12 protein-coding genes and 1 rRNA gene are annotated in these 11,130 nt (G+C 33.3%); 11 read left to right on the top strand and 2 right to left on the bottom strand.

The genetic code is table 11. The features are described from left to right. Positions 1-153: 153 nt before the first annotated feature. The 8 genes from FLACOL7796_RS23355 to FLACOL7796_RS23320 all read left to right on the top strand — a co-directional run bounded on the left by FLACOL7796_RS23355 (position 154) and on the right by FLACOL7796_RS23320 (position 6,649). On the top strand, positions 154-978 hold the full coding sequence (locus FLACOL7796_RS23355; protein ID WP_173973175.1) for a MotA/TolQ/ExbB proton channel family protein: 825 nt from the start codon (positions 154-156) through the stop codon (positions 976-978). A 56-nt stretch (positions 979-1,034) separates the two neighbouring features. Then, positions 1,035-1,661: an ExbD/TolR family protein gene (locus FLACOL7796_RS23350; RefSeq protein ID WP_173973174.1), complete on the top strand. Its 627-nt coding sequence runs from the start codon at positions 1,035-1,037 to the stop codon at positions 1,659-1,661. Positions 1,662-1,680: 19 nt separating this feature from the next. Beyond that, on the top strand, positions 1,681-2,238 hold the full coding sequence (locus tag FLACOL7796_RS23345) for an ExbD/TolR family protein (RefSeq protein ID WP_173973173.1): 558 nt from the start codon (positions 1,681-1,683) through the stop codon (positions 2,236-2,238). Positions 2,239-2,274: 36 nt separating this feature from the next. Then, the gene (locus tag FLACOL7796_RS23340) at positions 2,275-3,075 is read left to right on the top strand and encodes an energy transducer TonB (RefSeq protein WP_173973172.1); all 801 of its coding nucleotides are present in this window, start codon (positions 2,275-2,277) and stop codon (positions 3,073-3,075) included. After that, positions 3,075-3,305, top strand: coding sequence for a hypothetical protein (locus FLACOL7796_RS23335; RefSeq protein WP_173973171.1), 231 nt, complete (start codon positions 3,075-3,077; stop codon positions 3,303-3,305). Before FLACOL7796_RS23340 ends, FLACOL7796_RS23335 begins: the two co-directional genes overlap by 1 nt. A gap of 2 nt (positions 3,306-3,307) precedes the next feature. Next, complete coding sequence (locus FLACOL7796_RS23330) at positions 3,308-4,231, top strand: PstS family phosphate ABC transporter substrate-binding protein (protein WP_173973170.1); 924 nt, start codon at positions 3,308-3,310, stop codon at positions 4,229-4,231. A gap of 17 nt (positions 4,232-4,248) precedes the next feature. Continuing rightward, positions 4,249-5,916: a tetratricopeptide repeat protein gene (locus tag FLACOL7796_RS23325; RefSeq protein WP_173973169.1), complete on the top strand. Its 1,668-nt coding sequence runs from the start codon at positions 4,249-4,251 to the stop codon at positions 5,914-5,916. A gap of 100 nt (positions 5,917-6,016) precedes the next feature. After that, positions 6,017-6,649: a 7-carboxy-7-deazaguanine synthase QueE gene (locus tag FLACOL7796_RS23320; RefSeq protein ID WP_173973168.1), complete on the top strand. Its 633-nt coding sequence runs from the start codon at positions 6,017-6,019 to the stop codon at positions 6,647-6,649. An 83-nt stretch (positions 6,650-6,732) separates the two neighbouring features. Here FLACOL7796_RS23320 and FLACOL7796_RS23315 read toward each other — a convergent pair whose 3' ends face one another. Continuing rightward, positions 6,733-7,278, bottom strand: coding sequence for a YfiT family bacillithiol transferase (locus tag FLACOL7796_RS23315; protein WP_173973167.1), 546 nt, complete (start codon positions 7,276-7,278; stop codon positions 6,733-6,735). A gap of 17 nt (positions 7,279-7,295) precedes the next feature. Next, a complete protein-coding gene (locus FLACOL7796_RS23310) occupies positions 7,296-8,003 on the bottom strand; it encodes a class I SAM-dependent methyltransferase (RefSeq protein ID WP_173973166.1) in 708 nt (235 codons plus the stop codon). A 74-nt stretch (positions 8,004-8,077) separates the two neighbouring features. On the opposite strand from FLACOL7796_RS23310, the gene FLACOL7796_RS23305 reads away from it, so the two are divergent. The 3 genes from FLACOL7796_RS23305 to FLACOL7796_RS23295 all read left to right on the top strand — a co-directional run. Beyond that, positions 8,078-8,572 (top strand): YkgJ family cysteine cluster protein, encoded by a 495-nt coding sequence (locus FLACOL7796_RS23305; RefSeq protein ID WP_053472553.1) that lies wholly within the window; start codon positions 8,078-8,080, stop codon positions 8,570-8,572. A 112-nt stretch (positions 8,573-8,684) separates the two neighbouring features. Further along, positions 8,685-9,920 (top strand): ABC transporter permease, encoded by a 1,236-nt coding sequence (locus FLACOL7796_RS23300; protein WP_173973165.1) that lies wholly within the window; start codon positions 8,685-8,687, stop codon positions 9,918-9,920. Positions 9,921-10,947: 1,027 nt separating this feature from the next. Then, positions 10,948-11,130, top strand: a 16S ribosomal RNA gene (locus FLACOL7796_RS23295); the annotation flags it as partial.

Genomic DNA, 11,130 nt, shown 5'->3' with positions numbered 1-11,130 from the left:
CATAATGTCGCAAAAGTTACTTTCTGGGCAAAAGAAATTGGTTATACATCGATAGGTCACGATATTATTTTTGGATTACCATTTCAAACGATTGAGAACTAAATGAAAAATGACGAAAATAAAAATTATTTAAAACTATTAAAATTAAAAAAAATGGCAAACGTTAAAGTTAAAAAAGAAAGCACTTCAAATGGAGGAGGAATGATTACAGGAATCATTATTGTTGCGTGTGTTTTAGTTGGGGTGTTTATTTGGAAAGTAATCATGGGAGATGCGGCTAACTTCGAAGGAGGTAATCCAGAAACTGGTCACCCGATCAATACACTTGGTCAAGTATATAAAGGAGGTTTTATCGTACCAGTATTATTAGGTATGTTTTTAATGGTTGTTGTTTTTTCTATTGAAAGATTTATCGTTATCGGTAAAGCTGCTGGTAAAGCTAACTTAGATGCATTTATGAAAAATGTACAAGGAAGTATTAAAGAAGGAAACATTGAAGCTGCAATCGCTGCATGTGACAAACAACAAGGTTCAGTTGCAAATGCAATTAAATCTGCTTTGGTAAAATACCAAGATGTTAAAAAAGAAGGATTCAACAGTGAAGAAGCTGCAGAAGTAATCCACAAAGAAATCGAAGAGGCAACTTCATTAGAAATGCCAATGTTAGAAAAAAATATGACTATTATCTCTACTTTAGTATCATTAGGAACTTTAGGAGGATTATTAGGAACTGTATCTGGTATGATTAAAGCGTTTGGTGCGTTAGCTTCTGCTGGAACTCCAGACCAGGCTGCTCTTGCAACAGGTATCTCTGAGGCACTTATCAACACTGCAACAGGTATCTCTACATCTATCTTAGCAATCGTTTCTTATAACTTCTTTACTGCTAAAATTGATGATTTAACTTACTCTATCGATGAGGCTGGTACTACAATTGTAAATACTTACAGAAGATTCAGAGGAAGTTTGAAACAATAATTAATTTTTGATTAGTATTAATTATAATTAATTATATCAAAATAAAATAAAAGATAATGGCTAAAATAAAAATGAAAAAAAAGTCAACATCGACAGATATGACTGCCATGTGTGATGTTGCGTTCCTTTTGCTTACGTTCTTTATTTTGACCGCTACTGCCAAAGTGCCAGAAGCACTTCCTGTAGATATGCCTTCTTCTGTTGCTCAATCTAAATTACCTGATACGGATTTAGCTATTATTACAATTGGAAAAGGTGCTGACGGGAAAAGTAAAGTGTTTTTTGATCTAAAAGGTAGAGAGATTCGTAAAAGAACTCTTGAAGGTATGGGAGCAAAATACAGTATAGAATTCTCTGAAGATGATAAAACTAAATTTGCTTTAATGGATGACTTCGGTGTACCATTAACAAATTTGAAGCAAATCATTGATATGAAAGCGGCTGACAGAACAAAAGCAAATCAACCTGGAATTCCAATAGATTCATTAGATAATCAATTAAAAGACTGGCTTTTAGTTTCAAGAAGAGCTTCGATTGATCTTGATGATAAAGAATTGAAAATTGCAATAAAAGGAGATGCTAAAGAACAATATCCACAAATCAAAAAGATTATGGATATTTTACAAGATCAGAAAATCAATTCCTTTAACTTAGTTACAGGTACGAGAGGAAAAGACTTTTAATTAAAAAACATACACTAAAATGGCTGAATTAAATACCGGCGACGGTGGTGGCGGAAAAGGTGGTAAAGTAAGAAGTAAAAAGCAGAATTCTAAGGTCGATTTAACGGCAATGGTGGATTTGGCATTCTTATTGATCACGTTCTTTATGTTGACCACATCGTTGTCAAAACCTCAAGCGATGGATTTGTCTCTGCCAGATAAAGATCCTAACGAAAAAGATACTAAGGATACCAAAGTAGATGAAAATCGTACGATGACAGTTATACTAGGTGAAGACAATAAGATGACTTATTATATGGGATTGCTTGCAAGTCCTAAAGTTGGACCTAAAGATATCGCCTATGGTAAAGACGGAATTCGTAGAGAATTATTAACTCAGAAGAAAGCAGTTTTAGCTTATTCTACAGCTTTAGGGAAACCTAAAAATGGAATCATTGTTATTATCAAACCAACTAAAAAATCAAATTACCGTAATTTGGTTGATATTTTGGATGAGATGGCAATTTCAGGTGTAGAAACTTATGCTATTGTTCCTGAGTTTACTCCAGAAGAAACGAAATTGATAGATAAAAAATAAGAGCAATCTTATTTTAATCCCTAATAATCAAGAAAAATGAAATTAGATATAATTAAAAATCAGTGGCTTGATATCGTATTCGAAGGACGTAATAAGATATATGGTGCATATGAGTTAAGAAAATCGAACAATAAGACTACCGTTAGGGCTCTTATTATTGGTTCAATTATCTTTAGCTTAGCTGTTGCAGCTCCTCTTATTGCAAGCTTGTTACCAGAGTCTGAAGAAGAAGTGGTGAATAATGATATTAAAATCGCAACAGTAAAATTACCTCCTAAAAAAGAGGAAATTAAGCCAAATCAACCACCACCACCACCACCACCACCAAAAGTGGATCAGGTTAAGTTCGTGAAACCGGTAGTTGCTAAAGCAAATGAGGTTACTGAAGACCCACCAAAAATTGTGGATCTTAAGGATAAAAAAGTAGGTAACGAAACTATCAAAGGAGATCCGGATGCAGTTTTAACTGTAGATGAGCCAGTTGGTAAAGGACCGGTTACTGAGATCATTCAGGAAGATAACACTGTTTATAATACTGCTGGTATCGAGGTAAAACCTGATTTCCCTGGAGGAATTGAAAAGTTCTACAAATTCGTAGGAAACAATTACAAGACTCCGGAAGAAGAAGGATTAAAAGGTAAAGTTTATGTTACTTTTGTAGTTGAAAAAGACGGTTCATTAACCGACATTAAAGTTTTAAGGGATATCGGTTACGGTACAGGAGCAGAAGCAATTCGTGTTCTTAAAAAATGTCCAAAATGGACTCCCGGCGAGCAAAATGGTAAGAAAGTTAGGGTTCTTTACTCGCTTCCTATTACTATTCAATCTGCAGAATAATGTTAAAAGATAAGCTTAATAATATTCAGAAGAAATCGCTCAAAGAGCGATTTCTTCTTGTTTTAGGAATAATGTTTTTTTTAATATATCTTGTACTGGGTTTAATGATTATGTTTTGGGATAAACTTCCCTTAGATATGGAACCTAAATACAGATATGCTTTTGGCGGATTATTGATCGTATATTCAGCAATTCGTTTCTTAAGATTAATCAATTCAAACGCAGAATAATTATGTTGAAATATAGTAAAGTTGTAGGTTTGGCTGTTTTTGTTTTTTTGTTTGCCATGTGCAACCAAAAAAGCAAGAATGAAGCTGAAAGCGAAACAATTTTAAAAGGATCATTAGATATTACCGTAGATGAAACAATAAAACCTATTGTTGAGGATATGGTTGCTGTTTTTGAAGGAACATATTACGAAGCAAAAATTGCGATAAAACCGAAGTCAGAAGCAGAATTAATAAATGACTTATTAAATCAAAAAGCAAAAGTTGTAGTAACAACCAGAGAGCTGACTACGGAAGAAAAAGCAAGATTTGAAAAAAGTAAGATTAATCCCAGAGTAACGCCTTTTGCGACAGATGCAATAGCTTTTGTAACTAATAAAGGCAATAATGATACATTAATTGCGTTGAAAACCGTGATCGATTTTTTACAAGGCAAATCAGATTCTGGAATTAAAGGACTAGTATTTGATAATCCAAATTCAAGTACAGTACGATACATGAAAGATTTGGCTAAAGTAAAAGAGCTTCCGTCAAAAAACGTTTTTTCTTTTAAAACTAACGACGAAGTTATTAAATTCGTTTCAGAGAATGATGGTATGATTGGGGTAGTTGGAGTAAACTGGCTGTATCAACCATCTCCGAATATGCTCGATATCATTAAAAAAATAAATGTAATGAGCGTCAAAGGTCTAAACGGTGATGGATATTATAATCCTACCCAAAATGATCTTGGTGAAAAGAAATATCCTTTGGCACGTGATTTGTTTATTATAAATTGTCAGGGATATACTGGTTTAGGAATGGGATTCGCTTCATTTATATCAGGAGATATTGGGCAGCGTATTGTTTTAAAATCAGGATTATTGCCTGTTAGGATGCCGGGAAGAAATCTTAAGATTAGAAGTCAAATTATTAAAGATAAAGAATAAATTAATTACAATTAAAGATGAATAAATTTAAAATTTTTAGTCTTGCCTTAGTTGCTTCAGCTACTGTTGCAAAAGCGCAAGATATCAAAGAAGCTAAAAAGGCAGTTGATGCTGAACAATTTCAAAAAGCAAAGTCTTTGCTTAAAGCAATCATCAAGGCAAAACCTTCTGACGGAGAAGCTCATTTTGTTTTAGGTAATGTATACTTAAATCAATCTATTGTTGATTCAGCTAAAATTTATTACGCAAGTGGATTGCAGGCATCTGATAAGAAAAACTTAAATTATATTGGGTTAGGTCAAATAGATCTTGATGATAAAAATGCTGCTGCAGCTCAGGCAAATTTTGGCTTAGCAACAAAAGATATGAAACGTAAAGATGTAGAAGAGTTTATTTACATCGGTAGAGCTTATATTAACTCTAATAATCCTGATTATCCAGCTGCAATTGCTGTTTTGAAACGTGCTTTATTAATCGAGCCTCAAAATGCAAATGCTCTTTTGACAATTGGTGATGCTTACTACGGTTCAAACAATCAAAATGATGCTTACAAAGCTTACCGTGATGCATTTACTGCAGATCCAACGCTTTTGAGAGCAAAAATGCAATTAGGAGTTTTATTAAAAGGAGCTAAATCATACGAAGAAGCAATTAAATCTTTTAATGAAGTTATCGCAATCAACCCTAATTATGGACCAGTTTACAGAGAATTAGCTGAGACATATTACAAATGGGGAAGAAACAAAACTTCTACTGCAAAAGTTAATATGCAAAATGCAATTACAAACTACGAGAAATATTTAAGTCTTACAGATTACTCTTTAGATTCTAAAATGCGTCATGCAGATTTCTTAATCTTGGTAAAAGACTATAAAACTCTTGAAACTGTAGCAAACAAAATGATTGCTGAAGATAAAGTAAATCCAAGAATCTACAGATATTTAGGTTATGCTGCTTACGAAAACGGAAATGTTGATGTAGCAATTAAATCTATCGAAGATTTTATGAAAGTACCTTCAAACAAAGTAATTGGTAGAGATTATTTGTATTTAGGTTTATCAAAAATTAAAAAAGGAACTAATGCAGAAGGAGTAGTTGATCAGGCTGCTTTTGATTCTGGTGTTGCAGATATTAAAAAAGCAATTGAATTAGAGCCTTTAGTAGTTGAAGAACTTGCTGATTTAGGAAAAGCATTGTTTGGTAAAAAACAATTTGCACAAGCAGCAACTGTTTTTGAACTTGCTGTTAATAACAAAGAATCTAAAAATTATTTAGATGACAATGTTTATTATGGTATTTCTCTTTATTATGCTAATGCAAATAAAAAAGATGGTGCTCCGGATGCTGCTGCTTTAGCAAAAGCTGAAGGTGCTTTCGACAGAGTTTTAGAAGCTTCTCCAAGTTATGATGAAGCTTACTTATACAAAGGAAGAATCAATAACTTATTGGAGAAAGATGATTTAATTATCAAAAACTACGAAGAGTATGTTACTAAAACAACTGCAAAAGGTCCTGAAGAATTAGCAAAACCTGCTACAGTTAAAAAAGTAATCGAAGCTTACAATAGTATTGGTGCTAGTTATGCAAATACTGATAAAGCTAAAGCAATTGAATATTTCAATAAAACTTTAGTTTTAGATCCTGCAAATGCTTACGCAGCGCAATCTGTAAAAGCTTTAAAATAATATAAGATCTTTTCTTAAATACAAAACCGGTAGTTCTTTGAACTATCGGTTTTTTTTGTTCCGTATTTAATTGACTATCTTTGCACTTTAAAATAAAATAATGTTATCAAAAGAAATACAATTAGAAGTAAATAAAGGAGCAATGTTACCTTTGATGGAAGAGTTTTATACTATTCAGGGCGAAGGTTTTCATACAGGAACGGCCGCTTACTTTATACGAATTGGAGGTTGCGATGTTGGTTGTCACTGGTGTGATGTGAAGGAGAGCTGGAATGCAGAATTACATCCGCCAACAAGTGTTGATTTAATTGTAAATAATGCAGCAACCCAGGCAGATACCGTTGTGATTACTGGTGGAGAGCCATTAACCTGGGATATGACTTTACTAACTCAGGAATTAAAAGACAGAAATCTAAAAGTTCACATAGAAACTTCAGGAGCATATCCGCTATCAGGAACCTGGGATTGGATTTGTCTTTCGCCTAAAAAGAATAAATTACCAACACAAACCGTGTATGATAATGCACACGAGTTAAAAGTAATTATCTATAACAAACACGACTTTATTTTTGCAGAAGAACAAGCTGAGTTGGTAAATGACAATGCGATTTTGTTTCTTCAGCCAGAATGGAGTAAAAAAGAAGAGATGACACCATTAATTGTAGATTATGTAATGAATAATCCAAAATGGAGAGTTTCACTTCAAACCCATAAATATTTGAATATTCCATAAAGGATATAAAAAAAATCTCTTCAGCCGAAGAGATTTTTTTGTTTAGGATAAATAATACACATTGTATAAAAAAGAAACAGGTTTTATTCCCAGTTTTTATTTTTTTTTAAAGTAGTAATATGTGCTAAATGGTGATTTCCATGCCAGGCATAGGTCGCTATTATTTGTTTTAATTTATATTCTGAATTATTCTCCGGATGAATAAACGATTTTTCAAGATCTTCATCAGATAAATTTCTCATAATATAAGCCAGTCTAAAGTGTAAGCCTTCCAGCAAAGTAAGCGTTGGCTGAATGGGCATTTGTAAATTATCGGGCAATTCAGACCACAAAGTTTCATCATAAGGCTTTATCACCGGATTATTTTCTGTCAAAGCCCATTTTATTCTCACATAACAATTCATGTGGCTTTCTGCACAATGATGAATTACTTGTCGAACAGTCCATCCGCCGGGACGATAAGGAGTGTCCAGTTGTTCATCTGTTAAATGAATCGTTTCTTTTTTTAATCTTTCAGGAAAAGATTCAATTTCATGAATTTTATCAGAAATATATTCAGTGCTAAATTCCTTAGGAAATTCAAATTTTCCAATCGGATACTTTAATTTTTCTAAATCTAATGCTTCCATGATCAATTTGTTTTATTTTAAATCGAAAGTTTAGCCAAATAATCGTAATGTTCGCCTTCAAGAATCAGTTCGCATTTAAGTCCGTTTGCAATTGCTGCATTCTGAAGTGTGTTGTAATCTAAATACAACCAGTCAAAAGGTTCTTCTTTTTCTCCTTTATAAGAAATATTAAAAACAAGTTCGCCGTAATAATCATTATTAGATGGAATCCATTTTCCGCCATCTTCATCCTCATCAAACATATAAATAATATCAGAACTATCTAATAAGATCTGTCCGCCTGGATTTAAAAGAGATTTTAGTTTAGATAAAAATTTATTGCAGTTCTCTAATTTCCCAAAAATACCAACACCATTCATTAATAAAATAATCGTATCGAATCTTTCTCCTTCAAAATCTAATATATTCTGAACTTTTGCATTCTTCACACCGCGAAGTTTACAAGTTTCAATTGCTTTTTCTGAAATGTCTATTGATGTAACTTCTAAATTACGGTCATTTTGTAAAGACAAAGTGTGGCTTCCTGCGCCGCATCCAACATCTAATATTTTACCAAAGGCTAATTGCAATGCTTTTTGCTCTAATTTTGGCATGTCGTTATAAGAACGGAATAAATAATCAACACTCATTTCATCTTCTTCAGAAATTGTAGTTTCTGTAATGATATCTTCAGGAGAATTATTGGTTTGAAAGTCGAACATCGCTTTCCCAAATAGATCTTTCATCGTATTTTAGTTCAAAGTTTAGGGTTTCAAGTTTAAAGTTGTTTAATTTTGCAGATCAACTTTAAAAAGTAAACTTGAAACAAATTTTAAATAACTTAAATAAGTTAGCCAAAGATAAGCATATCGAAAACAAAAAGTATTTTGATAAGCTAAAAAAGAAACAACCTAAGAATTTAGATTATGTTATGCAGGACTTGCATGATGCCGAATTTAAAAAAACAGATTGTTTGCAATGCGCCAATTGTTGCAAAACAACCGGGCCATTATTTACTTTGGCCGATATCGAACGTATCTCGAAATCATTCAGGCAAAAACCACAGCAATTCATTGATCAATATCTTCGAATTGATGAGGATAAAGATTATGTTTTAAAAAGTGTTCCCTGTACTTTTCTGGATAGCGAGAACTATTGTATGATATATGATGTTCGTCCAAAAGCCTGCAGAGAATTTCCGCATACAGATCGTAAAAAGTTTCATCAAATTGCGGACCTTACTTTAAAGAATGTCGCCATTTGTCCTGCTGCATATAATATAGTAGAAGAAATGAAAAAGAAACTTCCGTTATAAGAGATTAAAACTTTCGTAATTGTTTTTATAAGCCATTCGTTTTTACTTTTTAAAATGTATTTTTGATTCGGATCAATAAATCCAGTGATAATTAATAAAAGACAACTTAAATTTGAGTTTAGAATATTTCATAGCCAGAAGACTTATTACTGCCAAAGACTATAAAAGCAGTATATCAGCGCCAATTATAAAAATTGCCATTTCGGCTATTGCAATTGGTATTATTATGATGATAGTTTCAGTTGCTACCGGAATAGGATTGCAGCAAAAAATACGTGATAAAGTTTCTGCTTTCAATGGTCAGATCATTATATCAAATTTTGATAATAACAATTCTGAAGTTACTTTAACCCCAATATCAAAAAATCAGGATTTTTATCCCAATTTCAAATCAGTTCCCGAAGTAAAACATATTCAGGCCATCGCCAGTAAAGCCGGAATTATTAGAACCGAAAATGCTTTCGAAGGAATTGTTTTCAAAGGAGTAGGAGGAGACTACGATTGGAATAATATTAAAGAATACATTGTTGAGGGCAAAGTGCCGGACTTTTCTAAAAGTTTAAACGAAGAAGTTTTAATTTCCAGGCTTCTTGCAGACCGGCTTAATCTAAAGTTAGGCGATAATTTCAATACATTCTTTATTAAAGAAGAACAAGGAAAAATGCCAAACAGCCGTAGGTTCAAAATTGCGGGTATTTTTAATTCAGGATTTCAGCAATTCGATGCTACCTATATAATAGGAGACATTCGTCACATTCAGCGAATCAATAAATGGAGTTCGGATCAGGTTGGAGCTTTCGAGATCTTTGTCAAAGACTTCGATAATATCAAAACAACAGGAATCCAGGTTTACGATCAAACGTCGTCTACTTTAGATACCAAAACTATAATAGAAAAATACAGCTATATTTTTGATTGGTTACAACTGTTCGACTTCAATATTGTCGTGATCCTTGGGGTTATGATTTTAGTGGCTACCATAAATATGGTTGTTGCATTGCTTGTGCTTATATTAGAGCGCACCCAAATGATCGGAATCCTAAAAGCAATGGGAGCGAACAACTGGACAGTTCGTAAAATATTTTTATACAACGCATTCTATCTCATTATACGAGGATTATTTTGGGGTAACTTAATAGGTATCGCAATATTATTAATCCAGCAGCAATTCGGAGTAGTGCAGTTAAATCCCGAAAACTACTATGTCAATCAGGCACCGGTATATTTAAACTGGGGTTACATCGCCTTATTAAACTTGCTTACCATTACAGTATGTTTCGTTGTCCTGCTAATTCCGTCCTATATAATCACAAAGATATCGCCGGTCAAAGCCATTCGCTTCGAATAAATGGCTATAAATCTTTACACAACCCGACAGTTTGCTAAAATCTGTCGGGTTTTATTTTTTGTATCATATATATAAGAGTAATATGTCCGGCTGAGCGAAGTCGAAGCCTTTAAGTTTTGGAATCTGTGCTTGAGCAATAGCGAACAGCTAAAGTAATTTCAGTTTTGGAATTTGGAATTTGAAAAATTTGGAATTTAGTTTTAAGGATCAGGAGCTATTTCCCGCTATCCGTTCCAATCTTTTGTGCCGAACGCCGGCACAAAAGGATTTCCTCTACTATCGGGGCTAGGGCAATAGTTTTCAAAAGAAGATTGCCTATATATAATAAAGAGAACCTTCATGTCTTAGTGCCTTCGTGGTAAACCTTATCAAACGCATTAAATTCCCGTTGCAAAGTAATCAGTAAAGTGTCATTGCAGTTGTGAAGTCTGCAAAATCGGGAGTTTTAAAGCGAAGCTTATTGTGAAATGAGCAATGTGCTTAAGAAAAATCTTAGAAACAGTAAAAAAGAAGAAAAGCTAAACTTGGTGTTATCAGAGTGTTAAGAGAAAGTTTTGAAAAACATTGAAATTATATAATAAAAAGGCTTGTAAATGTAAATAAAGGCGCTACTTTTGCACCCGCAACAACGATAAACGTTCACTGAAATACTGGCAAGCAAAAGCAATCAAAACGAAAATTTATTTTCGAAAAAAGATTAAGAAAAGCTTGTGGGTAAGGAAAGAAAGTTTTAAGTTTGCACCCCGCAAAACACGGAAAGTTCATTGATAAATTGGTAAGGTTTGAGAAGGAAAAAGAAAAGAAATTTTCTTAAAAAAAAATTCAAAAAACATTTGCCAGTTAGAAATAAGTTTTCTACTTTTGCACCCGCTTTGAGAAACAAGCGAAAGAAAAGAAACATACGTTCGTAGACATATTGAATTGACAGCCGTTTTAACAGAGATGTTAAGACAAAAGAATAAGAGTAATGGAATCGAGAGATTTGAAAAGAATCGATAGATAACATCGCAATATAATATAAAAATATACGATGAAGAGTTTGATCCTGGCTCAGGATGAACGCTAGCGGCAGGCTTAACACATGCAAGTCGAGGGGTATAGTTCTTCGGAGCTAGAGACCGGCGCACGGGTGCGTAACGCGTATGCAATCTACCTTTTACAGAGGGATAGCCCAGAGAAATTTGGATTAATACCTCATAGTATAGCAGTT

The sequence above is a fragment of the Flavobacterium bizetiae genome (genome assembly GCF_902804475.1).
GTDB classification, from domain to species: Bacteria; Bacteroidota; Bacteroidia; order Flavobacteriales; family Flavobacteriaceae; genus Flavobacterium; species Flavobacterium bizetiae.
The sequence above is the reverse complement of the archived record's forward strand: the minus strand, read 5'-3'. Positions and strand labels throughout refer to the sequence as shown.